We start from the raw sequence: 26,132 nt of genomic DNA on the forward strand, positions 1-26,132 counted from the left end.
GCCCCCACTGTTTTTGTTTAACTCATCATTTTCCTAAAAAACTATACAAAATGAAACTTTAATCAGCGTTTTTTGCATCTCCTACTGCTTATTAACCCTAACTAATCAGCCTTTTGCTAGATAGAAATCTTTCAATCTCTTTAATTCCCCTTACTAAGTAGGTAAAACCCTTATTTTTTTTGAAATAGTAGTTTGTCCATCACGAATTTAGTTTTATTTTCATTTTATTATATTGAGACTATTTATTCTATAAAAGAAAGGAATGAAAAGATGAACAATAAAAATAGAGGGAAAGTATTCTTCGGTAACGATTGTTGCGAAGTCCGGGCTTGTAGTTTTATTAACATCTCTAAATCTGAACTTAAAGAATTTATTAAAACCCTTCAAGCTCTTGGACAAAATATTAAAGATATATTCCAAAATCCTTCTCAAAGTAATATTGATAAACTTATAGCTACCCTAGATAATCTACAAAAATCCCTCAAATGTTTAGACTTATCACCTGCACAAGAAAAAATCGGAACTTCTATTATTACTCACCTATTAACTATTCTAAAAACAAAACCTTTCTCGTGCGGAGCATTATACGTTGAACTGCAAAGCCTGCTTAATTTTTTACTGTATATCGCTAAGTTATTTAAAGTTAATTGCTGTACTATAGACAAACTTATTAAGCTGATTATAGAAATCCAAACCATTTTAGTTAAATATGGCTCTGGTTGCCTTGGTGGAGGTGCTACTGGGGCTACCGGCGCTACTGGACCTCAAGGACTTCGTGGCGTTACTGGTGCTACCGGCGCTACTGGACCTCAAGGACTTCGTGGGGCTACTGGACCATCGGGCAAACCACTCCCTGTAACTATAGCAGCAATAGGAAATTCTAATCCACAAACTATATCACCTGGAACGAACATCCAATTTAATCAAGTTTTCGAACTAAATAATCTCATTTTTAATGACACTTCAGATACTTTAACTATTTTAGAAACAGGAGTATACGATATTAGTTTCTCAGCATCTACAACCTTCCCGAGTTCTTCACCATTTGGATTCGGTATTTCATTCAACGGTCAACCACCTACTCGTAATTTTTCAACTAACGTTATCGGTAGTGCGGTTTCTTTCTCCACAATTGTTACTTTAACAGCTGGTACAACAATCTCTGTACAACCTACAGTAAATACTATTTCCATCCCTAACACTGGTGACACAACAGCTACACTATCAGTCTTCCGAATTTACTAATTTTAGTTTTCATTTTATTTTTGAACGACCAAGAATGTTTGATTTATAGTAATTTGTATTATTTTGATTGTATGTTAAATCTTTCTTTTAATAAAAAGGAGCACTTATTTTGGAGGATAAGTGCTCCTTCTTTACGTTTCTTTACTTCAAATTTACTCTAGCTTAATCCTCTTTTTGTATGATGAATAGTGAAGACAAAGACATGAAAGAGGGATGACAATGCGAATTATATCACTGACACGTTTTTGGTTTGTTCTTATGGTATGCATAATTTTATGTATAGGGTTTCTTTTAACTCTAAACTATTCAAATGTTTCAAAAGCAGAAAGAAAAACAATTCCATACGAACTTCTGTATACAAAACAAAACAACATCCCGTATTCCTCTTCCACACAAAATGAAAAAAAAGTTATAAAAGGAATGCTTATTACAGAAGCTTCTAGTTATGAAAACCTACTTCAAATCGCTGAAACGATTAAAGATCAATATAAAAATAAAGACGTTGATGAAATAACACTCTCTATCCATAATGAAAATACTGGAAGTTTCGAAGAGGAATTGCCATATGAACCTATTAGTAAGGGAATAATAACCGTCACGTATGATTCTCAATCCTTCGGTAGGACCAATGTTACGCTAAATAAATAAACTGAAGCTTTAATCCGTGGCGCTTTTCCCATCCCCACGGATTATTAAGTTAAACCCATCAAATTTTTATAGGCAGCTCGATTCTCACCTAACTTCTTTTCTGTTGCCACATTTTGAACCGAGATAATACCGCTCATTTCTCATAAAAAAGAGGCGAACTCGTTATTCGCCTCTTTTTTTACCAAAATGGAATCCACTCTTTCACTTTATCTATCCATTCATTTTGCTGTTCTTTTCTTTGTTGTTCCTCTTCTTTTCGTTTTTTCTCTTCTTCTTTCCTTCGTTTTTCTTCCTCAATCGTTTTTAATTGTTTTGTATAATCCGCCTCAGGTATTAGTGATAACTGAAATGCCTTTTGAGTTGGATTTCCATTCGCTTTCTTCATAATATCCCGGAACATTGTCGTTGTAATTTGGCTGCCTCCTGGCACATAATGCTCACTATCCGTTTTATCATACCCTACCCAAATCGCACCTACTAAATCCGGTGTGTATCCAACAAACCACGAATCCTTCGCACCAGTGCTTGGTCCATTTACAAGCTGGGTAGTCCCTGTCTTGCCTGCGGTATCGATATTATTAACTTTCGCTTTTTCACCTGTTCCCCTTTCAATAACACCTTTTAATAAGTATGTCATCTTTTGGGCAACTTTCTCGTTCGTCACACGAGTTTCTTTCTTATACCATTTTCCAATTGTTTCCCCTTCAGCATTTTGGATTTCTCTAATGGCATGAGCTTCTACTTGGACACCATCATTTGCAAGTGCGCTATACGCTTGAGCCATTACAAATGGTGAAGTCCCTACATGCATACCTCCTAAAGCAATCGGATACGTATGGTCTTCAGGCTCTAATGGAATACCAAACCGCTCTAAAGATTTCAATCCTTTATCTAATCCAATTTTCTCTAATAACCAAACTGCTGAAACATTATATGACTTTGCCACCGCTTCATACATCGTCACATTACCATGGAACGTATGATCACTATTTTGTGGTGCATATTCTTTAATATTAAACGGTTCATCTTTTAAGACATCGTATACTTCATATCCTTGTTCTAACGCTGGTACATACACTGCAAGAGGCTTTAACGTTGAACCTGGCTGTCTTTTTAATTGTGTTGCATGATTAAACTGCAAAAATTGATAAGGACCTCTGCCTCCAACTAAAGCCGGAACACCGCCAGTTTTTGGATTCATAAGGACCACTCCAGTTTGCATAAGCTGATCTGAGCCACTATCTTTAAAATAACTATCATTATTCACAACATCTTCAACCGCTTGTTGTTTTTTCGAGTCAAGTTCCGTATAAATACGATAGCCACCTGCTAAAATTTCATTTTGTGTTAATTCATACTTGTCCATCGCTTCTCTAACAATATAATCTACGTATTGAGAATATTTTCCCTTATATTTATCGTCAACACCACGTCGTAATACAAGACCTGATTCTTTCTCCTGATTATATTGTTCTTCAGAAATATATCCTTGCTCCTTCATTAAACCTAATACGACATTACGTCTTTCAATTGATTTATTAAAGTTTTTATACGGCGAATACGCAGATGGCGCTTTAATTAATCCTGCAATCGTTGCAGCTTCTGAAATCGTTAAGTCTTTTACTTCTTTATCAAAATAAGATTTAGCTGCTCTTTTTATCCCCCAAGCACCTTCACCAAAATAAATTTGATTCATATACATTTCAACAATTTCATCTTTCGTATAAGTACGTTCTATTTTTTTCGTTAGAAAGTATTCCTTTATTTTACGCGAGAATGTACGGTCTTGCGTTAAAAATACATTTTTCGCAAGTTGTTGTGTAATTGTACTACCACCTGCCACAACTTCACCGGCTGTAATGTTCTTAAATACAGCACTTATAATTCCACTATAGTAAATACCATGATGACTAAAAAATTCCTTATCTTCTACTGCAACAATTGCTTGAACCATAATATCAGGAATATCTTTCCTTTTGACCCCTTCTGTTTTAGAAGAAGCTAATTTAGTCGCAACTTCATTATTTGCATCATAAATTAAAGTCGGTTGTGGAACAGCTTGTTTTAATTCAGATATATCTTGAATGGAAATTATTATATTTACAACAATAAATAGAGTAGCAAGTAAACTTCCCAATACAATTAATGAATTGCGTAGTTTCTTCCTCTTATTGAACCACTCAAGCGTTTTTTTAAAGTGAGTGTTCTTCAATTTCATTGGTTCACTTCCTTCATTTGTTTACACTCTTCTTTTTAAAAGGAAGAATATACCTCCTTTTAAATTTATTATAATAACGTAGTCGTTCCTATAGTGTAAAGCTTTTCTTTCACATTCATACTTTTTGCAAGAAAAGGACATTCTACAAGTAAGATATTCATTGTTGAGTATTAATATTATTAATACAACAATGAGAGTTATGTTAAGTTTTTGTAAACTTTTCGATAAAATGTTTTAAAAAACGACAGTTTTTTGTTAGAATTGATTAGCCAATATATTTTACATATATTACTTTTGTGGGGGTAACAATAATGGTCTTTAAATCAAAAAAAGATAAATTTTCTGAAATGCTTATGAACGTTTCCGAAAATTTAAAAGAAGGCGCGCAGTTTTTCGTGGAGTATAAAATTAAAAATGCTAGCGATTTAAAAGAGTTTTCTATGCGCATGAAAGAGTATGAGTCAAAAGGTGACTCATTCATTCACGAAATCATTATGGAGCTAAACAAAGCGTTTATTACTCCTATTGAACGTGAAGACATCCTACAACTTGCAATGAGTATGGATGATGTATTAGACGGATTAGATCACAGTGCTGGTCTATTCGAAATGTATTCTATTACAGAAGCTGATGAATACATGATTAAATTCGTTGAAGCAATTAATCAATGTGCGATTGAGATTGCAAATTCTGTTGAACTACTTTCTAAAAAGAAATTAGTCGATATTCGTACAAATGCGATCAAGATTAAGGATTACGAGTCACAATGTGATGATATTCGCCGTCATGCGATTAAGCACTTATTCTCTCGTGAGAAAGATCCGATTAAGATTATTCAATTTAAAGAGATTTACGAAGAGCTTGAAGAAGTAGCTGATAGCTGTCAAAGCGTTGCAAACGTATTAGAAACAATCATTATGAAGAACGCGTAAGGAGTTTGATCATGGATACACTCTTGATACTGACCGTTTTAGTAGTCATTTGCGCTTTAGCTTTTGACTTTATCAATGGATTTCACGATACAGCAAACGCTATTGCAACGGCTGTTTCAACGAAAGCTCTAAAGCCTAGACATGCAATTGTTATGGCAGCTATTATGAACTTTTTAGGTGCGATGACATTTACAGGTGTAGCAAAAACGATTACAAAAGATATTGTTGACCCGTTTGCTTTGCAAAATGGTTCTCTTGTAATTTTAGCTGCTTTGCTTGCGGCAATAGTCTGGAATTTGATCACTTGGTACTATGGCATTCCAAGTAGTTCTTCGCATGCAATCATTGGCGCAATCGCTGGTGCAGCAATTGCTGCTGCTGGTATTAGCGCATTAAACTATAAAGGGTTTATAAAAATTCTTGAAGCTTTAATCATTTCACCGATCATCGCTTTTGTTATTGGTTACATCGTATATAGTATTTTTAAAGTGGTATTTAAAAACTTTAACTTAACGAAAACGAACAAGAACTTCCGTATATTCCAGATTTTCACCGCTGCATTACAAGCTTATACGCACGGTACGAATGATGCACAAAAAGCAATGGGAATCATTACGATGGCTCTTATGGCCAATAACTATCATACTTCTGGCGATATCCCTTTCTGGGTACAATTATCTTGTGCAATCGCAATGGGTCTTGGTACTTCTGTCGGTGGTTGGAAAATTATTAAAACTGTCGGTGGACAAATTATGAAAATTCGTCCTGTAAATGGTGTAGCTGCCGATTTATCATCATCACTTGTTATTTTCGGCGCAACATTTATTCACTTACCGGTTAGTACGACGCACGTTATCTCTTCTTCTATTTTAGGAGTTGGTGCTTCACATCGCGTGAAAGGTGTAAAATGGGGAACTGCAAAACGCATGTTAATTACATGGGTTATTACACTTCCTATTTCAGCTTCTTTAGCTGCATTATTTTACTACTTATTACACTTAATCTTTTAATCAAAAGTCGTCTTCCTTATTTTTCTAGGAAGACGACTTTTTTGTGAACAAGCCTATTTCTTATTAAAAAGCGTGTATAATGATTGATGGATAAGTTATATAGAGGAGTTGGCAATTTTGGAATACATCATGTTACTTTTCATCGGATTAATCGCCGGGACAGTCGGGAGCCTAGTCGGACTTGGAGGCGGAATTATTATCGTTCCGTTATTAATTGGATTACACAGTTTATCACCACAACTCGCAGTAGGAACTTCTATGGTAACAGTCGTTTTTACAGGGCTGGCTTCTACCCTTACTTATATGAAACATAAACGGGTAGATTACAAAAGTGGACTTATTTTATTTATCGGGAGTGGCCCTGGTGGTATTATCGGATCATGGGCAAACAAATTTTTAAACCAAGATACATTTTCTTTATACTTTGGGATTTTTCTTATATTCGTCTCCATTCTTCTTATACTACGAGACAAATTGAAACCTCTTTCCCTATCAAATATGACTGTAATTAAGCGATCTTTTACAGATAACGAAGGAAATACTGTAGACTATCAATTTCCACCATTTCTCGCTATCTTTATTGCCTTTATAGTTGGATTTATATCCGGATTATTTGGAATCGGTGGTGGTGCCTTACTTGTGCCAGCGATGATGCTCCTTTTTGCGTTCCCAGCACATATTGCTGTAGCAACTTCAATGTTTATCGTATTTCTCTCAGCAATTGTAAGTTCTTTAACTCACATCTCTCTAGGAAATGTCAGCTGGGCTTATGCATTAATTCTTATTCCTGGTGCATGGATTGGCGGAAAAATCGGGGCTTATATTAACACAAAATTAAGCGGTAATGCAGTAATTAATTTATTACGTATCACATTAATTATTCTTGGAACTAGATTAATCATTACTTCATTTTTATAACGCGTTCTTTCTAGAATGCGTTTTTTCTTATACACATGAATATAAAAAGGCTCCTAGGAGAACAAATAAAACTAAACAAACACTTAATAGCATAAAATTTGAAATATGTAATTTCTTCAAGTAGATCACTCCTATAGCTATGACTGTTATCTTTATGATAGCGAAAAAACAGTTATCTTACAGTTACAAAGCGCTAACAATGCAAAATCATTTATTACAAATTTTATCCTTATATTTCATTTCTTTGTATAATCTATCGATTCAATAAAAAAAGATGTCATATTGACATCTTTTTAGTGAAGAAGTGACCATCCCATAAAGTCTTCATGTACCTGGCACGCCCTCTTATCGTTTCGATCATATAATTCAGCATAACTATCTGTTTCTTCATCATAAGCCATCGTATAAATAATTTGGCCGTCTATTTCAACGGATAAAACGACTCCACCTTTCATCTCTTCCACATGAATGATAGCATTTGCCGGAATTCTCATATCCGTCATCTTCATCGCATCTAACAATATACTAAACCCCCTACAGCGTATTCATTGCTAGTACTATTACACACTAAATAGTATACTACTGTAATAGCATACATTTCGTCAATGAAATTGCTGTTTAAAGAGCATATTGTCTTTATACATATACGCTAAAATATAAGAAATAGAAATGTTTTAATGGGGGGCTAACATTGATTCTACATAAGGGAGATGTATTATTCCGTCAAGGTGAGGACGGTCCATTATATTTTATAAAAACAGGTTTATTAAAAGTTATTCGGTTAGAAGAAGACGGAACACCATTTTTATTTAATATTATCGTTCCTGGTGAAACGATACCTCACCATTCTTTAATTTCACCGAAGGAATATCACGGTACAGCTATCGCTTTAATGAAAACAGAAGTGGAGCCTATAATTAGCAATGAATGGTACGACAAACTTCAGGCAAATCCTGCATCATATGAAAATATCGCTATACAATTACAATCGAAGTTAAGAATGATGCAACAGCGTATCGATCAATTGACAACTGTCTCTCCTAAAGAGCGCCTTCATCGTTTACAAGAGTGGTTCACCTTTTATTTAGGTGACATCCCTATTTATGAAATATTAACACAAACTGAAATTGGTCAGCTCATAGGTGTACGCCGCGAAACAGTAAATCGCTTACTTAGAGAACAAGCAAAAAACGAGGTAAAATAATACCTCGTTTTTCGCTTGGCAACGTTAACCTATTGTAAGCTTGCTGCGGGACCGAAAAATTCATAATGAATGTTCTCTTGTTTAACACCCAAATCAATTAATGCAGCATTTATATGTTTCATAAATGGTACTGGACCGCAGAAATAAAATTCTGCATCAGTCGTTGGAATAATAGTTTGTAACCATTCACGTTCAATGAATCCTTCTTGATCAAAATTCTTCATTTCCACATCTTGCTCTGTCGGTGAAGAATAGCAAGTATATGCTTTAACTTGTTCATACTCTTTTTCTACTGTCTCAACATGCTCTTTCATCGCATGTGTATTACTATTTATCGCCGCATGAACAAAGCATACATTACGCTTTGATTCTTGTTCAATTAACGTATTTAACATACTCATCATCGGTGTAATACCTACTCCACCACTAATTAGTACAACAGGTAATGTTGACTCCATATTTAATACGAAATCTCCCGCTGGTGCACTTACTGGTAAGACATCCCCTTCCCCTACATGATCATGTAAGTAATTAGATACTTTACCATCTGGTGTATCTACACCTTTTTCTTTCTTTACACTAATACGATAATATTCTTTTCCTGGAGCATCAGACAAGCTATATTGACGATTATGTGTATATGTCTCACCTTTAATATTTATTTGAATCGTTACATATTGTCCTGGGATGAATGAAGAAACTTTCCCGCCATCTTCAGGTTTTAAATAAAATGATGTAATAACGTCGCTTTCCTTCACTTTTTTAACAATCACAAAGTTGCGGAAATCTTTCCATCCACCTTCTTTATGTGCAGCTTCTTCATACATACCCGCTTCAATGCTAATGAATGCATCAGCAATGACGCCATACGCTTCTCCCCATGCATTTAAAACTTCATCAGGTGCGCCTGCGACCTCTTTAATCGCTCGTAGTAAGCATGTACCTACTATTGGATAATGCTCTGCTTTAATACCTAAACTTCTATGCTTATGACCGATTTGTTTTACAACTGGAATAATAGCTTCTAAATTATCAATGTACATTGCAGCTGCATAAACAGCATTTGCTAATGCTTGTTGTTGTCTTCCTTTTTTCTGGTTCGTATGGTTGAAAATATTCAATAACTCCGGATGTTCCGAAAATAAAATTTGATAAAATCTCGTTGTAATCTCAACGCCTTTTTCTTGTAATAACGGTACTGTTGACTTTACGATTTCAATTGTTTTTGCACTTAACATTGTATCCCACTCCTCTATTTCCTTAACTGTTTTTAGTTTAACTGAATTGTATAATTCATATTGTGATTTTAATCACTATTAACATGGTGTTTTTGTGAAAAATATATGAACAATGCACATATTAAGTAAATTTTAATTAGCCATCATTAATAGTGCTCAAAAAAAAGCTAACTAGAATTCTAGCTAGCCTACTACTTCGTTTGTATTGCTTGTTCAATTACTTGTATATTCTGCCCATCTCCAAACTCGGTATACCCCCATACATTCGTCTCACCTTTATATTTATTTACAAGTATATCCAAGTCATGATATATGCGATGAGCATAGATTACATACTCCATATTCTGAAGCTCCACACCTTTTTTTACAATTTCATAACTTCTATTCACATCGCGTTTTATTTTTTCATTTTTTATTTCTTTATGTATATTTTTTAAAGAGGCTTCTTGCTCTTGAAACCATTGTTTAAAATGTTTCCAATCCCCATCTGTATATTTCTCTGCCTTGCCATAATTCAAGAAATTATTATAACTTTCATGTGTCGTACGAACAAAATCGAGTGTCTTCTTCTTCTCTTGCACCTCTTCTATTTGTGCTACTGTATTTACTCCAGCAGACTTATTCGCATAATATAATAGTACTTTCATAAGACTATAGCTCGCTATTGCCATCACAGTAATAGTCACCAATACACTTAACAATTTCTTCATATACAGAACCCCTTTTCTACTATGAATATTACAATGTACTGTTACACTTGTAACATTCTCTCGTAGAAATGTAATTCCTGTTTAAATCCTCCTTTTCATTTCGACACTATTTTTCTACAAACTTCTCCTTGGTAAATGCTCTTGTAAAACAACATAACCTTCATAAGCTGTATAACCGAGTATAGCCATTAATCCGATATAACAAGCAAATACTGTCCATTTCGTTTTCCTATCGACTTTATAATAATTTTCTTGTTGTTCCTTTTCTGTTTCCCATTCATTTAATTTTCTTTCTGACATTTCAAATGCTTCTCTTATATGAATTGTATGCATTTCTTTTTCATCTTCATATGGGACATAATCAAGTGGCTCAAATTTTGGTAAAAGGTACTCTAGCACTTCAATCTTTTGAAGTTCTCCTGTTTTTAATTCTTTTTCACGTTCTCTTTGTCTTAATACATTCATTTCATGGTGAATCATATAAATCGTTCGATGCACCGCACCAGTTTCTTTTAATTCCTCTTCAAGCCTAGCAACATATTCTTTCATTCCATCGATTTTATATCCTAATTCCTTAATCGGTTCCTCTCTCTTTATTACTCTATACAATTCCATACAACCGATAATAACAATAAATCCTCCTAAAATACTCTTGAAGTAAATAGAATAGCCGAGTAGTATAACTAGCCCTGCTCCCCAAATTTTCGTGCTTACAACTGAAATTATTCGTCCACCATCTAACGGAGAAACTGGAATTAAGTTAAAGAAATTAATCATACTTCCAAGTAAAATAATAAGCGCCCAAAACGGCTCTTTCGTGATTATATACAGTGGGATCGCGGGTAAAAATGAAAGCAATCCGAAAAGAGGTCCCATATATGCAATGTAAGCTTCATCTTTTGCATTTTTCGGCATCTCTTTCATCCCAATAAGAGCTCCCATAAATGGTATGAAGATTGCTGGCGATGTTGGTATACCTTTCTTTCTCGCTGCCCATAAATGCCCCATCTCATGTACAAACAATAAATATACGAGTGCTACCCCAAACTTCCAACCATATATGACTGCGTATGCACCAAGCGATAAAAACATACTAAATACTGTTGAAAATTTTGCTAACTTAAAAATTGCAAATACCCATTTTAACTTAGATAGTAAAAATAACCCTATTGCAACGATAACTCCCCATAATCCTTTTTTATTATTTTTCATATTCCTCTCCTTTATCTCGCTTTATTGAGCCATATACACTCATCAAAACTTATTCTTTTTCTCTATTATGACATATTTTTTTCTATTGTTAGAAATAATGTTTATTTCATCCATTTTTAGCCAAAAATAAAAATAAAAGGAGGTAAATACAAATGAAATTACAATCTCTTATGATAGGCGCTCTATCGTTTTTAGCTTCAACTCTTATTTTTTATACCGTCAGCTACGTATTATTATTAGATTGGTTGCCAAATCACTTATTTATAGCCCTTATTATTCTTTCTGCTCTTATGATTTCCTTTCTAATCACACGAAAATCAATGAATGAGCCATCTGCAAAAGCAAAATAATAGAGGGGATCTTTCCCCTCTATTATCATTTCCATATAGACTTTATGATTCTTACTGCCCGCTATTTACGGGCAGTAAGAATCCCACCTCAAAATTCGGCTGGAGCAAAGAATTTAGGTAGGATTCGTGCTAATAATCAGCGGGGGATGCCCCCACTGATTAAAATTTCACTTTATCTTTGTAAATTCATTTTTTCACCATACTCTTTAACAATTTGAATAATGTTTTGAAATGCTCCTACTTTTTCTTTCTTACTATTTAATATTTGTAAATCGTGATTATCATAATAGGTTTCTAGTGATTTTAATTGTGATTCTGAAGCATCTTTTATCGGAACAGTAACATTCAACTCATACTGTTTATACCCTTCCTTTACTTTTTCAGCTGAAATTATTTCACTCTCTTTTGCGCCAATTAATTTTTGAACCTTTTCCGGGAAAATTAATTGCAAATAATATTCTTGTTCCTTCGCTAACTTATTATATAGTGATTGTGAAATCGTATAACGTACTGTGTAATTCATTTTTTGATCACCCGCTTTAATATGAAACGCGGTAATCTGCAAATCTTTTTTCGTTATTTCCGTTAAAGGCCCTACCTGCATCTCATCTTCTTTTTGTTCTGGAATCTTTGGAAATATAGCCAAAAGTTTTTCCGTATCTTTTTCGTTCAGCATATACATAGCTTTTTTATATTGCACCCATCCCCGTCGGTCTTCTCCTCTTAACCATGCATAATACGTTTCTATTTTCCCCTCTCTACTAATTTGTATTTCATATTCTGGTTTACCAAAGCTACCTGTTACTTCTTGTTTTTCTGCTTTGCTTATAATATCCACCACTAACTCCGCATCCATTTTCTTTAATTTTTTTTCTTCTGTACCTTTTTGTATAACAGTTATTTGTAATGGTTCTTTCACTTCATTCACTGTCTCCTCTACTTGTTTCGATTCTTTCTTTTGCTCTGCTTGACCACACGACGCGAGTAAAATAACACATAAAACCATTAAATATTTCCCTTTCAAATCGATTCTCCTTTTCCAATAAGAAATTCTTATAATCCTCATACATAAAACAAAAACGTTACATTATATAGAATGAGCTATACTATACAATGAAGGGAGGATTTTACAATGTCCATTAATTTTCATGATGCAAATAATAAGTATACGTATGCAAGTCGTAACGCACATATTTCATGGCAGGAAACAATAAACAATATTGTAGATGTACAAAACAAACAAATAATTGATATAGGTTGTGGTGGAGGCATTTATACGAAAAAACTTGCTCTTATGGGAGCCAAAAGTGTTGTTGGGCTTGATTTTTCAAAAGAAATATTACAAGCTGCAAAAGAAAATTGTAACGGCTTCCCAAACATTTCATTCATTCACGGTGATGCACATAATATCTCATTCCCTAATGAAACATTCGACCTTGTCATTTCTCGTGCAGTCATTCATCATTTGTATGATATTCCCACATTTATACGAGAGGCTTCTCGCATATTAAAAAAAGACGGTCTACTTATTTTACAAGACCGGACCATTGAAGATTGTATAATCCCAGGAAGTCCTGAACACCTTCGTGGATATTTTTTCTCTGTCTTTCCAAAACTCATTGAAACAGAAGCAAAAAGAAGACCAAAAACCACTACTATTCAGCAAGAATTACAACAATATTCTCTTCAAGCGTTCCCCATACAAACACAATGGGAAGTACGAAAAGTACATGATTCTGTAGAGGCTTTGCTACAAGATTTATCTCCTCGAACAGGCCGATCCATTCTATATGAACTAACAGATCATGAACTTTCTCAACTTCTAAATCATATCCAAACGGCATTACAAAACGTCTCTCCTATCATCGAAAGAGATCGTTGGACAATTTGGAGCGCGAAAAAATTGTAAGGAAGGAAGCCTCACAAAGTAATGTGAGGCTTCCTTCTTTCATAATCTAATTTTGCAACACTCTTGATATCCTCCACTCCTGGCCTGTGCACTTCCACACTTCGGACATACTAAATATCTAGACTGATTTGTCAACAAACTACCTTTTTGAAAGAGTAAAACTTCTGCTTGTTTAAACGAACGCGAATAATATAACCACATAAAACCAATTATAGCAATAATGCCAAATAATACTCCCATCGCAAGCATTTCAGTCACCTCTTTTGGTTTGTTCTTTCCAGCAAGTGGATTGTTGTATTATTCTCTGCAAATTCAAATAATTCCTTCCTTACTCCTATAAATATCGATTTTCTCCATAAACTTTACAATTCTCTATAATGTTTTACAGCATTTTTACAAATAGTATTAACCCTTATATTCTCAGCTATATTTCTACAGGAAAGTATATTTCCCAAAAAATATGTTGACTTTCTAAAAAAAACGTGTGAAAATACTGTCAGAATACTTGAATTAAAATTCATTGACGAGAACGAGTACGTTATAGGACTGTTCCCCAGAGAGTTGGCGATTTGCTGAAAGCCAACGTTCAGTGCTTAACCGAAAATCATCTCCGAGAAGTAGAACCGAATGCTAAAGTAAGTTCTTACCGGATGTCCCCCGTTACAAGGAACACGTATCATGTTGTACGTTGCAGAGCCGTATACATATAGATTTATTTCTACATGTATAAATTAGGGTGGTATCGCGGGTAAATATAACTCGTCCCTTTCTTTAGGGACGAGTTTTTTGTGTTCTTACAATGAATTTACAAAAAAGGAGGAAAAACAATGAACACTGTATCAAAAAAACATGTTTTTTTCACAGGCCTTATGCTATTTTCTTTATTTTTTGGGGCAGGAAATTTAATTTTCCCTCCAATGCTTGGACAAAATGCTGGTGAAAACTTTTGGCCAGCAATGATTGGTTTTTTACTAACAGGAGTCGGCTTACCACTACTTACTGTTATCGCTATTTCTCTATCAGGAAATGGAATGCAACAACTTGCAAGTCATGTTCACCCATTATTCGGAATATTCTTTACGGTAGTTGTATACATTGCAATCGGTCCATCTATGGGCATCCCACGTGTTGCTAATGTCGCTTATGAAATGGGGGTTAGTTCTTTCTTACCAGAAACTATTCGCTCTAGCAGCCTAGTGCTATTTTTATACACAGTCATCTTCTTTTCTATCGTATTTTGGCTTAGTTTAAACCCTTCTAAGCTCGTCGATCGTATCGGAAGTGTATTAACACCTATTTTATTACTCTCTATTTTTTTATTATTCGTTAAGAGTGTATTTACACCCCTCGGGCAATCTGGACCAGCCATGCAAGAGTATCAAACTTCTCCAATTTTCAAAGGTTTTATGGAAGGATACTTAACGATGGATACCATTTCAGCACTTGCATTTGGGATTATCGTTGTAAATGCAATTCGCTCAAAAGGTGTGAGTGATCGTAAATCAATTGCCATCGCTACAGCAAAAGCAGGACTTATTGCCGCTACTGGTCTCGTACTTGTATATGGTGCACTTGGCTGGCTCGGTACAACTAGTGTCTCTCTCGGATACGCAAAAAATGGAGGACAGCTACTTACCGTTATCGTACAACAATTATTCGGTCCATATGGTCTAATTCTGTTATCTCTTATCGTTACACTTGCTTGCTTAACAACATGCGTTGGACTTGTATCTGCGTGCAGTCAATACTTCTCAACATTATTGACAAAATTTTCATACAAAATGTTAGCAAGTGTCATTTGCTTGTTAGGATTATTAGTTGCCAACTTAGGTTTAACAAAAATTATCGCCATCTCTGTTCCTATTTTACTTGTTGTATATCCAGTTGCAATTGTACTCGTGTTATTATCATTACTTCATAAATATTTCGGTGGCTATCGATCTGTTTATGTATGTGCTTTAATCGGAACAGCAGTTGTTAGCGTTTTTGACGGATTAAAACAAGGGAATATTCCTGTTTCATTTATCACATCTTATTTTGAGTTTATTCCATTATATAATGAAGGAATTGGCTGGTTAGTACCAGCGTTAGTTGGGGCTATTATCGGTTTTGCTATCGCAAAATTAAGTGGTGCAAAAACAGTACCATTAACGGAGCATTCACCTGAATCAAAAGTATCATAAAAAAACTCCCATTTCGGGAGTTTTTTACATTTGATAAGAAGTATGATTAAAGCTACTTACTTTATAAGCTTTCGTATAGTAATCAATATTCGTATCCACTGTTTCTACTTTTACAACATCATAGCAATCTTCTTGTTTTACTAGAAATAAATAATATTCTTCTGTAGCCTCAATAATTGCAATACGATCTGTTTCAATATCATATTGTTCACAAAGTGCTTGCAACGCATTCACATAGTTGCCTAATTTTTTCGTTTCATCCATTCCAAATATCGTTTGAACTAACATACACTCTCTCCCCTTTGTATGTACTGTTAACACCTTAATGATAACGCTTACATAAATAACCGTCAATAAAAAGCTTTGACCATATATAGTCAAAGCTTCCTTCTTATTTCGTCAATTGGTGTCTAAACGCATAAATAACCGCCTGTGTCCGGTCACTTACATTTAGCTTATTTAATATATTACTCACATGTGTCTTTACTGTTTTAAGGGCAATAAACAACTCATCTGCAATCTCTTGATTACTTTTCCCCTCTGCAATTAATAACAAAATTTCAGACTCTCTTTCTGTTAACTCCTCATGCAAAGGTTGTTCTTTCTTCTGACGCATACGAGACATCATTTTTCCAGTAACTTTCGGCTCTAATACCGTTTCCCCATCATAAGTAGCTCTTACAGCATCTGCAATATCACTCGCTCTTGATGTTTTTAATAAATAACTTGTCGCCCCCGCCTCAATAACAGGATATAACTTTTCATCATCTAAAAAGCTCGTGACAACTACAATTTTCGCTTCTGGCCATTCTTGAATAATAGCACGTGTCGCTTCAACCCCATCCATCTCATCCATAACAAGGTCCATTAAAATAATATCCGGTCTTAATTGCAAAGCTAACTCTGAACCTTTTCTTCCATTTTCAGCTTCTCCAACTACTTCAATATCTGGCTGCGTTGATAAATATGCTGATACACCCATTCGAACCATTTCATGATCATCAACTAGTAATACTTTTATCATGATTCTCCCCCTCTCTCAATCATAATAGGTACTTTCACTTCTATTTGCGTACCTTTATTCGGAAAACTAAGAACTTTTAATGTACCACCAATTTCATGAACTCGCTCTTGCATTGACCTTAAACCGTATGAACCAGCCTTATTAACACCAACTTTAAACCCAACACCGTCATCAATAATTTTCAAAATCGCATATTGATCAATTTTCCGAAGGCGTACTTCGGTTTTCTTTGCCTTCGCATGCCGTAAAGTATTAGACAGCGCCTCTTGTACAATACGGAATAAATGATCCTCTACACCTTTTTTTAATTGAATCGGTTCAATTAACCATTCAATTTTCATATGTTGCTTTCTAGACAGTTCTGTTAATAATTCTTCTATACCCTCTGTTAGTTTCTTACCTTCTAACTGCACTGGGCGTAAATGAAGGAGCAATGCTCTCATTTCTGATTGTGCATTTACAACCATATTCTCAACAAGCTGCAACTGTTTTTTCGTCGTGTCTGGAATTTCAGCTGCTTGCTCATTAATGGCTGACATCATCATCGACATTGCAAAAAGCTGCTGACTTACAGAATCATGTAGCTCTCTCGCTAATCGATGCCTTTCTTGAGAAATCGCTTCTTGTCTCATCTCTTCATTCCAATGGGCTCGTTCATTCGTTACTTTTTGAAATAGCCCAGCTTGCTCCTCTAAGCGACGAGCAAGACCAATTACTTTTCGTTCCACTTCATGAAATTCATCGTCCGCAGTAAATGAAACATCACTCGGAAAATTCCCTCGCTCTACTTCAAATAGAAAAGTATTTAATCCTTGTATACGCTGTTCTATATAATAACCGATTGCATATCCTACAATTCCTCCGATAAGAAGACTCGTACTCATAATAAACAAGCCAATTGGAACAGAAGCAATGGATTCTTTCCAGAGTAAATCATAAACTTGTTGCTCGCTTTTCCATACATATACAATTGTACAAATAAGTGCGATACTCACAGAGGACAACATAGAATAACGAATATACATCCACGAAATATTCCTTTGTTTTTTCATTATACTTTCCTCACTTCCGTATCGCCTACGACAAGCGAAGAAATAATTTTAATACGACGAGGGGCTTCTTTATACTGTTCTGTTCTAAACGTAACATTACGGTTAAATCCAGTTTCTTCGTGTCCTGGCAGGAGCACTCGCCCAACAATAACAGAATGATTTAAAGACAATTCAATATCATATGGTACATATAAGCGAATATTACCAATGACGCCCCGAATCACAATAACCGTTTCTCCCTCTGGAATCATAGCAGTTGTTAAATCAATCTCGACGTCACAAGCACCATATTGGACGTTAATATCCTCTATTTCATAAATATGATCCATCATTCGTACATTACCTACAAACATATTTTTTATATACGGTTCTGTACGATATATTTGTTTTTCTTCATTTATATATCCCTTTTCTTTAATTTCAACTTTCATTGCTTTTTGCCGATGTCCTTGTTGAATAAGTTGATAACCAATTAAAGCTAAACAAGCAAACACAACAAGTACGAATGCCGCTGATGAAAATAAGAAGAATAAGAAGACAATACCACCGACAAATAAAAATACATTCCCTCTTACATAACGGTTCTTCTTTCGATAATGTCTTCCAAACATAATCATAATAAATGCAAATATTAGACCACCTGGTTCAAAATGTCCAAGTATCATATCAAGAAAAAGACCGAATCCAAATATGATGAGGAGCATCCCCATAAATTGTGTTTTTGAAAATTGCTTCTTCATTTCAGCTCCCCCCTCCTTGTCACATATACATAGAAGAAAAGGCATTGCTTTCCAACACCTTTTCTCCTATCACTATATCATAAGCCTGTTTTATTATATACTACAATTATTTTGTTACTTCTTTCGTTAACGATACTTCATTTTTCTCTTTCATTTCACTCTCTAGTTTTGCAATTTTCATATCAAATGTATCACGCTCATGCTCTTCATTTATACGAAGCTCTATGTCACGAATGTGATCTTCAATTTCTTCGAATCGTAAGAACGGATTATTTTCATCCATTTTATGCATAGCAGTATTCATACGGCGGTTTGCATGCGCCATATTTTCACGTGCCATTAATTCCATACGCTTTGCGTTCATTTCTTTTAATTTATTTTTCATTTCTGAAAGACGACGTTCTAACTCATCAATTTGCTCTACAACACCAGCATACATTTCTTCTAAGCGAGTTACTTGCCCTTCATAATACGCTACTTCTTCTAATGCACGTTCATGCAATTGCAATTCGCCTGCTTCTTGTGCGATGATAGCTTGCTTTGATCTTTTATTAACGAAATAACGTGCTTGCTCAAGCTCACGAGCGAAGTTAGATTTTAATGTTTTATGACGCTGAATTAACTTCTCAATTTTTGTTATTTCACGCTCACTATCTCGTAAATATTGGTTTAACATAGCAATTGGATTTTTTCTTTCTTTCTCATCTAACACATTATGAAAATCAGCTAAAATTGCATCGCGTACACGTCCGAATAAAGATTGTTTCATTATAATCTTCCTCTCTTCTACTTAATAATTTGATTTATTTTATATTAGTTTTTCATTAACTTGTTCCACTCATCTTCAAAGTTGCTATATGTTTTAGCACTTTCTGGAGCAGAATCAACAACTACATTTTTTCCTTTTTTCCACTCACGGTATCCGTAGTATAAAACTACTAATGCTGCGATACCGATTAATGCTGGGGAATGAGAAAGTGCAATGGACAAACCGATTAAACCAACAATACCCCAAGCTAACTTTCCAAAGAATGATTTAGCTCGCACAAATGATTTATAGCTCCAGTACACAACTCCTGCTCCAATGGCGAATCCTACAATACCAGCAAGACTACCAAGAGCAATTAAAGCCAAAATACCGGCTGCGATAAACGCTAGAAATTGTTTCATCTTGTGCTTGCCTCCCTTCGATTTGATACTCTTATCTTAACTATTTTTTCATTTTTTCATAACGAGCTTAAGAACTGTTTTCGACTCAGACTTAAGACCGAGTTGAATTCAGCCTTTTGCAAAACGAACATGTATGCGATGCGTATAGATACAGAAAAATTCTTATTCAATAACGGATGAAAATCTCAACTTGCGAGTCCAAAAAATTAGCAATACATACAAACGTTTATTAAATTACATTAAATATATTATTAAGAAAATTATGTTAAAATAAATCAGAAGGCTACATTTAAATTAAAGGGGATATATCATGAATTTACACATTACGAAAGAAATCAATACCACCGCTAAAAACTATATAAACAATCAGCTTTATGAATATAATTTAAAGCACTTTCCATCTGATTTAAGAGACAGATACTTAGAGATTCATTTATTTCTTAAAGATGAAAATGGTAAAATATGCGGGGGAATATTAGGTGAAGTCTGTTGGAATTGGTTAGAGATTCACTCTTTTATCATCGATGAAGATATACGTGCATTAGGGTATGGAACTAAACTGTTATTAGAAGTAGAAAAAATCGCTTTAGAAAGAAATTGTGATTTTATAAAAGTTGACACTTTAAGCTTTCAAGCATTAGATTTCTATAAAAAATATGGTTATAAAGAGTATGGTATCCTCGATAACGTAGGAAGAGATTATAAACACTACTATTTGAAAAAGGATTTATAAATAATAAAAAACGCTCAGAGAATGTTCTCCGAGCGTTTTCAACTGCTAATAATAAATGTCTCTTTATGTTATGCAGTTTTATGATACTCTTTTTTTTCCGCCACTTTAGAAAATCTCGGGAAACCAATTAATATAGAAATGATTCCACATACTCCAACTAAAATTGGATAAAATGCATATGGTAACAATTCGACCGGAGATAACGCAGCAAATCCTGCCGCTGTTAACATTTGAGCACCATACGGGATTAACCCCTGTACACAGCAAGAGAAAAGATCCAGTACACTCGCTGATTTACGGGGATCAATTTCATACTGATCCGCAATATTTTTCGCAAGCGGACCTGTAAAAATGATAGAGATTGTATTGTTTGCTGTACACACATTCGTCATACTCACTAAGCCAGCAATACCAAACTCCGCTCCTTTTTTCGAATGAATATTACGTGTTAAAAGATTCATTAAATATTGAATGCCACCATTATACTGGATAAGTTCAACCATACCACCGATTAAAATGGCAAGTAACACTAACTCCATCATACCGCCCATTCCAGTCGTTACACTTTTAAAGAAACTCTCTAACGTATAACTTCCATCTATAAGACCGATAACACCAGATAGTACCGTTCCACCGGTTAATACAATAAGTACATTCCAGCCAAGTAGCGCTGTAACAAGTACACCTGCATATGGTAAAATCTTCACCCAATCAAATGTATGAGCTTTAATTTCTGTATCATTACCTAAAGTAATCATTACTAATATTACAATTGTAATGATTGCAGCTGGCAATACAATTAAAAAATTCGTTTTAAACTTATCTTTCATTTCTGTTCCTTGCGAACGAACAGCAGCAATTGTCGTATCAGAAATAAATGATAAATTATCGCCAAACATCGCTCCGCCCACAACAGTAGCCATCGTAAGTGCAATTGAGATATCTGTTTGCCCACTAATACCTACAGCAATCGGTGCTAATGCAGCAATTGTTCCCATTGAAGTTCCCATCGCTAATGAAATAAATGCCCCTATAACAAAAATTCCAGCAACGATAAATCCTTGGGGTAAAATAGATAACGCTAAGTTAACAGTGGAATCAACTCCGCCCATTCCTTTTGCTGTTTCAGAAAACGCCCCTGCAAGTACAAAAATCAGAACCATGATCATAATATCAGGGTTTCCTGCCCCTTTAGCAAATCGTTCTACTTTCACATTAAAGCTTTCCTTACGATTCATCACTAAAGCAATTCCTACAGCAATTGAAATTGCTACAAGTATCGGCAATTTATAGAAATCACCTGTAATAATTCCAGAACCAATAAATAGCGCCAAAAATATTCCAAGTGGTAATAACGCTAAACCATTTCCTCTCGTTTCTTTCAAAGTATCATCTCTCCCTAGTTTTCAACCTTTTCTAATGAACAACAAAAGACCTCTTCCGATGAGAAGAGGTCTTATACATCTATAAGAAACACTCTTCTCATCTTTCAAGCACATGCTTGCTGGATTTGGCACAGCACTCTGAAATCGAGTCCGCTGCCGAGGCATCGTAGGGCCAGTCCCTCCGCCTCTCTTTATAAGAAGGTTTCATATTTATTTTTTAATAATAATTTCTTTCCTAACTTTACTCGCTTACAAAACAAAAGTCAATTATTTTTTGTATAGATTTTTTTGGTAATTATACAAAAATATGAATAAACCAATCATTTTAACTTTTCGATTTCTTTATCCAATATTGAGATCCAATAAAATTTTCTATTTTTTATCGTCGCGATAATCCATTTTGTTGTATTCCATGCTAACTCATATTCTTCTTTTGTAACATCACCAATTTTATAGGCATCCTCTAACTCGTCTTCATCCAGTACATAGATCTCACCGTTCGGTAACAATACTACATCTAAATATAAATCATCAAAATAAGGTAAACCACGCTCGTCTATTTTATATTCTTTCGTCACGTCGATATAATATTGTACTAATTGTTTTTGATTGTCTAACATAGCTGTAATTGCAAAGTTTTTCCCGTTTATAAAATATTGCATCCATGTATACCCATCACCTGCAATGCAAAGCTGTTTACCATTGTATTCTTTATGACTAGGTTCTCTCACTTTTTTTATGTCCAGTATTCCTAACATTCCATCCTCTACTTGCTTAACCCTATAATCCTTCTCTATTAGTCGCTTCCACGAAGAACCGTCACCATATTTACGTTTCATTACGTCCGCTCCTCTTCTATATATAGAAAAGCCCCCACATATTATGTGAGAGCTTGTTCATATTATAATTAAGCTGCTTGACCCTTTTCAGATATCTCTTTTAAATAGGCTTGTCCTTTTTCAGCGTCATATTGACCTTCCCACTTAGACATAACTACAGCCGCTAAAGAGTTACCTACAACGTTAACTGCTGTACGAGCCATATCTAGAATACGGTCAATACCTGCAATAAACGCTAAACCTTCAGCTGGAATACCTACTGTACCAAGTGTTGCTAATAATACAACGAATGATACACCCGGTACACCCGCGATACCTTTTGATGTAACCATTAATACAAGTAATAACGTAATTTGTTGTGTAATGGATAATTCAATACCGTACATTTGCGCTAAGAAAATTGCCGCAATTGCTTGATATAAAGTTGATCCATCTAAGTTAAATGAATAACCCGTTGGAATAACGAAAGATGTAATTGCTTTCGGACAACCGAATTTCTCCATTTTCTCCATAATTTTCGGTAAAACCGTTTCTGAACTTGCTGTAGAGTACGCTAAGATCAGCTCGTCTTTTAAAATTTTAAAGAATTGGAAAATGTTAATACCGAATATTTTCGCTGTAAGTCCTAATACAACTACAACGAAGAAGATCATTGCTCCGTATACTACAATGAGTAATTTCCCTAATGGAATTAATGAAGCTAATCCGAATGTAGAAACTGTAACACCAATTAATGCGAATACACCAAATGGTGCAAACTTCATAACTTGGTTCGTTACATAAAACATTGCATCTGCTACACCTTGGAAAAATTGTAGAACTGGTTTGCCACGCTCACCAATTGCTGCTACACCTAAACCAAATAATACTGAGAAGAAGATAATAGCAAGCATATCACCTTCAGCTAATGATTTCATAATGTTCGTCGGAACAATATTTACAAACGTATCTGCGAACGAATGACTTTGTACTTGCTCTGTCGTATGTGTATATTTAGAAATATCTGTTTTTGTTAACTTATCCATATCAACGCCTTTTCCAGGTTGGAAAATGTTTGCTATTAATAGACCGACAGCAATTGCAATCGTTGTAATAATTTCAAAGTAAATAATTGTTTTTCCGCCTAGTCGACCTAACTTTTTAATATCGCCAACACCAGCAACCCCAACAACAATACTCGCTACAACAATCGGTACAACAATCATCTTAATTAATCGGATGAAAATATCACCAATTGGTTGTAAGTACTTCACCACTTCCTGATTGCCAAAGAAAATCGCCCCAACTGCAATACCAAGCGCAAGTCCTATTAAAATTTGCCATGCAAGTCCTATTCTTTTCATACTTATGGTAACCCCCTCTTCGATGTGTCACTCTATCTCTCATTCTATCTCTATAAAACTTGAAATTAAGAGTATTACATATTATTCGACAATTCACTACATTTTGTCCCTGTTGAAAATCATAAATCAAAATTTAAAATCTGACAACAAAATAAGTTTGCACGAATGCAAATAATTTTCTTGACAAAAATAAACTTCATGTCAGAAAACCTCACATGAAATCGATTCCTTACTAGTGATTGATAGGTTTTTAAAATACTGTTTCATTATGGAAAATTCCATCAATTTCCATGTTTTTTTAAAAAAATATAGAAATTGATATCTTTTTCTATACATTCAAGAATTTTAAATTTATGACAAACACTACGAAAAGATACTAAATTCCGACAAAACTTAGCAAAATTATAAAATTTTCTTTACATTATGATTACAACGATAGACACTCTTCTTCTTATGATATATAACATTCATAGGGAAAGGAGCAAGACAACCATGAAAAAGAAATTTGCAGCATTTAGTGTTTTAGCAGCTGGAACGATTTTCGTTTCCCCGTTACTTTCACCCGTATACGCTGAAACGAATGAGAATAAATTATCTAATATTCAATCCGAATTAGAAGGCAAACAAAATGACTTACAAAATAAATCAGCTGAGAAAGAACAAATAGAAAAAGAAATCCAGGAATTACAAAAGAAAATCGACGAATTAACTACTTCTATTAATAAAAACGAAGCTGAATTAAACGATACAAAAAAAGAAATTAGCAACACACAGCAAGTTATTACTGAAAAAAAGAAACATATAGAGCAATTACAAACGAACATAGATACACGGCAGGAAGTTATTAAACAACGACTACAATCTATGCAAGAAAAGCCTCGTACGAGTATCATTACAGAAGTAATAACAAGTTCTGCAAATATTGCCGATCTTGTTGATAATATGTATTCTGTAAGTTTAATTTTAAATAACGATACAGATATTGTGAAAAAACAAACAAGCGATCAAAATGCTGTGACGACAGAAAAAGAGGCTGTTGAGAAAAAAGAGCAACAACTGAAAGAATCTGAGCAAAAATTAGAACAAAAACAGCAAGAATTACAAAGTAACCAACAACAGCAACAAACTTTTATTAACGATCTACATACGAAAGTAGCAAAAGTAGATTCAGAGATTGAAGGGTTAGAAGAATCAAAAGGCATTTTAGAAAACCAGCGTCAAGCTGTTCAAAAAGCAATTGAAGAAGAAAAACGTGCAGAAGAAGCGCGTAAAGCTGAAGAGGCACGTAAGGCTGAGGAAGCAAAAAAACAGGTAGCCGCTTCTGCTAAAGAAAGCACACAATCCGCACCAACACCGCAAGATACGAACAAAGGTGGATTTATTAAACCTGCCGCTGGATCGAAAACTTCAGGATTTGGTACACGTTCTTTAGATAACCATAAAGGAATCGATATCGCAGCTTCAGGAACAGTGCCAATCGTAGCTGCTGCAGATGGCGTCGTTATCCGTTCAGAATTATCATCTAGTTACGGAAATGTTGTATACTTATCTCACCGTATAAACGGAAAAACATATACAACTGTATATGCACATATGAGTAGCCGTTCTGTATCTAATGGACAAACTGTAAAACAAGGCACTCAACTTGGATTTATGGGGAACACTGGCCAATCATACGGACAACATTTACACTTCGAACTTCACCTTGGGGAATGGAATGTCGGTAAGACAAACGCAGTTGATCCATCTCCTTATATCGGATTATAAAAAACTCGGTGCATACCGAGTTTTTTTTACTACTTCACACTTTTTAGGCGTTTTACATAAACTACAACTAAATGCCTATATTTTGCGGGGGGATAAATATGAATACACAATTACAAGAAGAAATAGAAGAAGCTAGAGAAACATACATTGGCCGGCTATTTACATTCGGCGGCTCAGCGTTATTTTTAATTGGATCATTTATCGCAGTTGTCACAGCTTATAAAGCATATAATCGCTTATTAAATACTTCTACAACACAATAAAAAGACGGAGAATCCACTAAAATGTACCCTATAGAATAG

The 26,132-nt window shown here is 34.7% G+C and carries 28 protein-coding genes, 1 riboswitch and 1 other annotated feature; of the genes, 12 read left to right on the plus strand and 16 right to left on the minus strand.

Annotated features, from left to right (window positions below; translation table 11 throughout):
• Window positions 1-270: 270 nt before the first annotated feature.
• Together B5P42_RS07455 and B5P42_RS07460 are read left to right on the plus strand one after the other, a co-directional pair.
• A complete protein-coding gene (locus tag B5P42_RS07455; RefSeq protein WP_113733921.1) occupies window positions 271-1,245 on the plus strand; it encodes a Gly-Xaa-Xaa repeat protein in 975 nt (324 codons plus the stop codon).
• A 219-nt stretch (window positions 1,246-1,464) separates the two neighbouring features.
• A complete protein-coding gene (locus B5P42_RS07460; protein WP_002166086.1) occupies window positions 1,465-1,893 on the plus strand; it encodes a hypothetical protein in 429 nt (142 codons plus the stop codon).
• 178 nt (window positions 1,894-2,071) lie between these two features.
• Here the strand turns inward: B5P42_RS07460 and B5P42_RS07465 are convergent, their stop codons facing one another.
• Window positions 2,072-4,111 (minus strand): transglycosylase domain-containing protein, encoded by a 2,040-nt coding sequence (locus tag B5P42_RS07465; RefSeq protein ID WP_002086687.1) that lies wholly within the window; start codon window positions 4,109-4,111, stop codon window positions 2,072-2,074.
• A gap of 311 nt (window positions 4,112-4,422) precedes the next feature.
• On the opposite strand from B5P42_RS07465, the gene B5P42_RS07470 reads away from it, so the two are divergent.
• The 3 genes from B5P42_RS07470 (at window position 4,423) to B5P42_RS07480 (ending at window position 6,971) form a co-directional block, all read left to right on the plus strand.
• Entirely contained in the window at window positions 4,423-5,043 is a 621-nt protein-coding gene (locus B5P42_RS07470) for a DUF47 domain-containing protein (RefSeq protein WP_000231445.1), read from the plus strand.
• An 11-nt stretch (window positions 5,044-5,054) separates the two neighbouring features.
• Window positions 5,055-6,053, plus strand: a complete 999-nt coding sequence (locus B5P42_RS07475) for an inorganic phosphate transporter (RefSeq protein WP_002030715.1) — start codon at window positions 5,055-5,057, stop codon at window positions 6,051-6,053.
• Window positions 6,054-6,170: 117 nt separating this feature from the next.
• Window positions 6,171-6,971, plus strand: coding sequence for a sulfite exporter TauE/SafE family protein (locus B5P42_RS07480; protein ID WP_002086690.1), 801 nt, complete (start codon window positions 6,171-6,173; stop codon window positions 6,969-6,971).
• 293 nt (window positions 6,972-7,264) lie between these two features.
• Here B5P42_RS07480 and B5P42_RS07485 read toward each other — a convergent pair whose 3' ends face one another.
• The gene (locus tag B5P42_RS07485) at window positions 7,265-7,492 is read right to left on the minus strand and encodes a hypothetical protein (RefSeq protein WP_000883004.1); all 228 of its coding nucleotides are present in this window, start codon (window positions 7,490-7,492) and stop codon (window positions 7,265-7,267) included.
• Between the two features lie 170 nt (window positions 7,493-7,662).
• Here B5P42_RS07485 and B5P42_RS07490 point away from each other — a divergent pair, with 170 nt between their 5' ends.
• Window positions 7,663-8,175: a Crp/Fnr family transcriptional regulator gene (locus tag B5P42_RS07490; RefSeq protein WP_002086692.1), complete on the plus strand. Its 513-nt coding sequence runs from the start codon at window positions 7,663-7,665 to the stop codon at window positions 8,173-8,175.
• Between the two features lie 29 nt (window positions 8,176-8,204).
• Here the strand turns inward: B5P42_RS07490 and hmpA are convergent, their stop codons facing one another.
• The 3 genes from hmpA to B5P42_RS07505 form a co-directional block, all read right to left on the minus strand.
• Entirely contained in the window at window positions 8,205-9,413 is a 1,209-nt protein-coding gene (hmpA, locus tag B5P42_RS07495) for an NO-inducible flavohemoprotein (protein WP_060750567.1), read from the minus strand.
• 191 nt (window positions 9,414-9,604) lie between these two features.
• Complete coding sequence (locus tag B5P42_RS07500) at window positions 9,605-10,123, minus strand: hypothetical protein (RefSeq protein WP_044437990.1); 519 nt, start codon at window positions 10,121-10,123, stop codon at window positions 9,605-9,607.
• A 114-nt stretch (window positions 10,124-10,237) separates the two neighbouring features.
• Entirely contained in the window at window positions 10,238-11,335 is a 1,098-nt protein-coding gene (locus B5P42_RS07505) for a site-2 protease family protein (protein ID WP_113733922.1), read from the minus strand.
• 152 nt (window positions 11,336-11,487) lie between these two features.
• On the opposite strand from B5P42_RS07505, the gene B5P42_RS07510 reads away from it, so the two are divergent.
• A complete protein-coding gene (locus B5P42_RS07510; RefSeq protein ID WP_000776287.1) occupies window positions 11,488-11,685 on the plus strand; it encodes a hypothetical protein in 198 nt (65 codons plus the stop codon).
• A 172-nt stretch (window positions 11,686-11,857) separates the two neighbouring features.
• On the opposite strand, the gene B5P42_RS07515 is transcribed toward B5P42_RS07510, so the two are convergent.
• Window positions 11,858-12,709, minus strand: a complete 852-nt coding sequence (locus B5P42_RS07515) for a YhfM domain-containing protein (protein WP_113733923.1) — start codon at window positions 12,707-12,709, stop codon at window positions 11,858-11,860.
• 108 nt (window positions 12,710-12,817) lie between these two features.
• Here B5P42_RS07515 and B5P42_RS07520 point away from each other — a divergent pair, with 108 nt between their 5' ends.
• On the plus strand, window positions 12,818-13,594 hold the full coding sequence (locus tag B5P42_RS07520; protein ID WP_113733924.1) for a class I SAM-dependent methyltransferase: 777 nt from the start codon (window positions 12,818-12,820) through the stop codon (window positions 13,592-13,594).
• A 39-nt stretch (window positions 13,595-13,633) separates the two neighbouring features.
• Here B5P42_RS07520 and B5P42_RS07525 read toward each other — a convergent pair whose 3' ends face one another.
• Window positions 13,634-13,843, minus strand: coding sequence for a hypothetical protein (locus B5P42_RS07525; protein WP_000880630.1), 210 nt, complete (start codon window positions 13,841-13,843; stop codon window positions 13,634-13,636).
• Window positions 13,844-14,105: 262 nt separating this feature from the next.
• Window positions 14,106-14,364, plus strand: a binding site (T-box leader).
• 57 nt (window positions 14,365-14,421) lie between these two features.
• On the opposite strand from B5P42_RS07525, the gene brnQ3 reads away from it, so the two are divergent.
• Window positions 14,422-15,777, plus strand: a complete 1,356-nt coding sequence (gene brnQ3, locus B5P42_RS07530; RefSeq protein WP_113733925.1) for a branched-chain amino acid transport system II carrier protein BrnQ3 — start codon at window positions 14,422-14,424, stop codon at window positions 15,775-15,777.
• Window positions 15,778-15,801: 24 nt separating this feature from the next.
• Here the strand turns inward: brnQ3 and B5P42_RS07535 are convergent, their stop codons facing one another.
• The 6 genes from B5P42_RS07535 to B5P42_RS07560 form a co-directional block, all read right to left on the minus strand.
• Complete coding sequence (locus tag B5P42_RS07535) at window positions 15,802-16,158, minus strand: DUF3992 domain-containing protein (RefSeq protein ID WP_002126339.1); 357 nt, start codon at window positions 16,156-16,158, stop codon at window positions 15,802-15,804.
• A 10-nt stretch (window positions 16,159-16,168) separates the two neighbouring features.
• Window positions 16,169-16,801 (minus strand): response regulator, encoded by a 633-nt coding sequence (locus tag B5P42_RS07540; RefSeq protein ID WP_000598709.1) that lies wholly within the window; start codon window positions 16,799-16,801, stop codon window positions 16,169-16,171.
• Window positions 16,798-17,853 carry a sensor histidine kinase gene (locus B5P42_RS07545; RefSeq protein WP_002011673.1) on the minus strand — a complete coding sequence of 352 codons (1,056 nt, stop codon included), beginning with the start codon at window positions 17,851-17,853 and terminating at the stop codon, window positions 16,798-16,800. Before B5P42_RS07545 ends, B5P42_RS07540 begins: the two co-directional genes overlap by 4 nt.
• On the minus strand, window positions 17,853-18,593 hold the full coding sequence (gene liaF / locus B5P42_RS07550; RefSeq protein ID WP_002126337.1) for a cell wall-active antibiotics response protein LiaF: 741 nt from the start codon (window positions 18,591-18,593) through the stop codon (window positions 17,853-17,855). Before liaF ends, B5P42_RS07545 begins: the two co-directional genes overlap by 1 nt.
• Before the next feature lie 106 nt (window positions 18,594-18,699).
• Window positions 18,700-19,362 (minus strand): PspA/IM30 family protein, encoded by a 663-nt coding sequence (locus B5P42_RS07555; protein ID WP_002011675.1) that lies wholly within the window; start codon window positions 19,360-19,362, stop codon window positions 18,700-18,702.
• A gap of 44 nt (window positions 19,363-19,406) precedes the next feature.
• On the minus strand, window positions 19,407-19,763 hold the full coding sequence (locus tag B5P42_RS07560; RefSeq protein ID WP_113733926.1) for a lmo0954 family membrane protein: 357 nt from the start codon (window positions 19,761-19,763) through the stop codon (window positions 19,407-19,409).
• A gap of 310 nt (window positions 19,764-20,073) precedes the next feature.
• Between B5P42_RS07560 and B5P42_RS07565 the strand changes: the two genes are divergently transcribed.
• A complete protein-coding gene (locus B5P42_RS07565; protein ID WP_113733927.1) occupies window positions 20,074-20,496 on the plus strand; it encodes a GNAT family N-acetyltransferase in 423 nt (140 codons plus the stop codon).
• A gap of 68 nt (window positions 20,497-20,564) precedes the next feature.
• Here the strand turns inward: B5P42_RS07565 and B5P42_RS07570 are convergent, their stop codons facing one another.
• The 3 genes from B5P42_RS07570 to gltP all read right to left on the minus strand — a co-directional run bounded on the left by B5P42_RS07570 (window position 20,565) and on the right by gltP (window position 24,063).
• Window positions 20,565-21,881, minus strand: a complete 1,317-nt coding sequence (locus B5P42_RS07570; protein WP_044437981.1) for a Na+/H+ antiporter NhaC family protein — start codon at window positions 21,879-21,881, stop codon at window positions 20,565-20,567.
• A 94-nt stretch (window positions 21,882-21,975) separates the two neighbouring features.
• A riboswitch (SAM riboswitch) is annotated at window positions 21,976-22,081 on the minus strand.
• A gap of 120 nt (window positions 22,082-22,201) precedes the next feature.
• Window positions 22,202-22,720, minus strand: coding sequence for a ribonuclease FAU-1 family protein (locus B5P42_RS07575; RefSeq protein WP_002135200.1), 519 nt, complete (start codon window positions 22,718-22,720; stop codon window positions 22,202-22,204).
• A 68-nt stretch (window positions 22,721-22,788) separates the two neighbouring features.
• A complete protein-coding gene (gene gltP / locus B5P42_RS07580; protein WP_002030692.1) occupies window positions 22,789-24,063 on the minus strand; it encodes a glutamate/aspartate:proton symporter GltP in 1,275 nt (424 codons plus the stop codon).
• A gap of 492 nt (window positions 24,064-24,555) precedes the next feature.
• Between gltP and B5P42_RS07585 the strand changes: the two genes are divergently transcribed.
• Both B5P42_RS07585 and B5P42_RS31935 read left to right on the plus strand, forming a co-directional pair.
• Complete coding sequence (locus B5P42_RS07585) at window positions 24,556-25,830, plus strand: murein hydrolase activator EnvC family protein (RefSeq protein ID WP_044437969.1); 1,275 nt, start codon at window positions 24,556-24,558, stop codon at window positions 25,828-25,830.
• 98 nt (window positions 25,831-25,928) lie between these two features.
• Window positions 25,929-26,093 (plus strand): hypothetical protein, encoded by a 165-nt coding sequence (locus B5P42_RS31935; protein ID WP_003188170.1) that lies wholly within the window; start codon window positions 25,929-25,931, stop codon window positions 26,091-26,093.
• Window positions 26,094-26,132: the final 39 nt, after the last annotated feature.

It is taken from the genome of Bacillus sp. SRB_331 (assembly GCF_003264175.1).
In the GTDB taxonomy this organism is placed as follows: Bacteria; Bacillota; Bacilli; order Bacillales; family Bacillaceae_G; genus Bacillus_A; species Bacillus_A mycoides.

What these genes read in the sequence shown, in the direction of transcription:
- B5P42_RS07455 (WP_113733921.1), top strand. Translation starts at nt 271, where the DNA reads ATGAACAATAAAAATAGAGGGAAAGTATTCTTCGGTAACGATTGTTGC.
- B5P42_RS07460 (WP_002166086.1), top strand. Translation starts at nt 1,465, where the DNA reads ATGCGAATTATATCACTGACACGTTTTTGGTTTGTTCTTATGGTATGC.
- B5P42_RS07465 (WP_002086687.1), bottom strand. Translation starts at nt 4,111, where the DNA reads ATGAAATTGAAGAACACTCACTTTAAAAAAACGCTTGAGTGGTTCAAT.
- B5P42_RS07470 (WP_000231445.1), top strand. Translation starts at nt 4,423, where the DNA reads ATGGTCTTTAAATCAAAAAAAGATAAATTTTCTGAAATGCTTATGAAC.
- B5P42_RS07475 (WP_002030715.1), top strand. Translation starts at nt 5,055, where the DNA reads ATGGATACACTCTTGATACTGACCGTTTTAGTAGTCATTTGCGCTTTA.
- hmpA (WP_060750567.1), bottom strand. Translation starts at nt 9,413, where the DNA reads ATGTTAAGTGCAAAAACAATTGAAATCGTAAAGTCAACAGTACCGTTA.
- B5P42_RS07500 (WP_044437990.1), bottom strand. Translation starts at nt 10,123, where the DNA reads ATGAAGAAATTGTTAAGTGTATTGGTGACTATTACTGTGATGGCAATA.
- B5P42_RS07505 (WP_113733922.1), bottom strand. Translation starts at nt 11,335, where the DNA reads ATGAAAAATAATAAAAAAGGATTATGGGGAGTTATCGTTGCAATAGGG.
- B5P42_RS07510 (WP_000776287.1), top strand. Translation starts at nt 11,488, where the DNA reads ATGAAATTACAATCTCTTATGATAGGCGCTCTATCGTTTTTAGCTTCA.
- B5P42_RS07520 (WP_113733924.1), top strand. Translation starts at nt 12,818, where the DNA reads ATGTCCATTAATTTTCATGATGCAAATAATAAGTATACGTATGCAAGT.
- B5P42_RS07525 (WP_000880630.1), bottom strand. Translation starts at nt 13,843, where the DNA reads ATGCTTGCGATGGGAGTATTATTTGGCATTATTGCTATAATTGGTTTT.
- brnQ3 (WP_113733925.1), top strand. Translation starts at nt 14,422, where the DNA reads ATGAACACTGTATCAAAAAAACATGTTTTTTTCACAGGCCTTATGCTA.
- B5P42_RS07540 (WP_000598709.1), bottom strand. Translation starts at nt 16,801, where the DNA reads ATGATAAAAGTATTACTAGTTGATGATCATGAAATGGTTCGAATGGGT.
- B5P42_RS07545 (WP_002011673.1), bottom strand. Translation starts at nt 17,853, where the DNA reads ATGAAAAAACAAAGGAATATTTCGTGGATGTATATTCGTTATTCTATG.
- liaF (WP_002126337.1), bottom strand. Translation starts at nt 18,593, where the DNA reads ATGAAGAAGCAATTTTCAAAAACACAATTTATGGGGATGCTCCTCATC.
- B5P42_RS07555 (WP_002011675.1), bottom strand. Translation starts at nt 19,362, where the DNA reads ATGAAACAATCTTTATTCGGACGTGTACGCGATGCAATTTTAGCTGAT.
- B5P42_RS07560 (WP_113733926.1), bottom strand. Translation starts at nt 19,763, where the DNA reads ATGAAACAATTTCTAGCGTTTATCGCAGCCGGTATTTTGGCTTTAATT.
- B5P42_RS07565 (WP_113733927.1), top strand. Translation starts at nt 20,074, where the DNA reads ATGAATTTACACATTACGAAAGAAATCAATACCACCGCTAAAAACTAT.
- B5P42_RS07575 (WP_002135200.1), bottom strand. Translation starts at nt 22,720, where the DNA reads ATGAAACGTAAATATGGTGACGGTTCTTCGTGGAAGCGACTAATAGAG.
- gltP (WP_002030692.1), bottom strand. Translation starts at nt 24,063, where the DNA reads ATGAAAAGAATAGGACTTGCATGGCAAATTTTAATAGGACTTGCGCTT.
- B5P42_RS07585 (WP_044437969.1), top strand. Translation starts at nt 24,556, where the DNA reads ATGAAAAAGAAATTTGCAGCATTTAGTGTTTTAGCAGCTGGAACGATT.
- B5P42_RS31935 (WP_003188170.1), top strand. Translation starts at nt 25,929, where the DNA reads ATGAATACACAATTACAAGAAGAAATAGAAGAAGCTAGAGAAACATAC.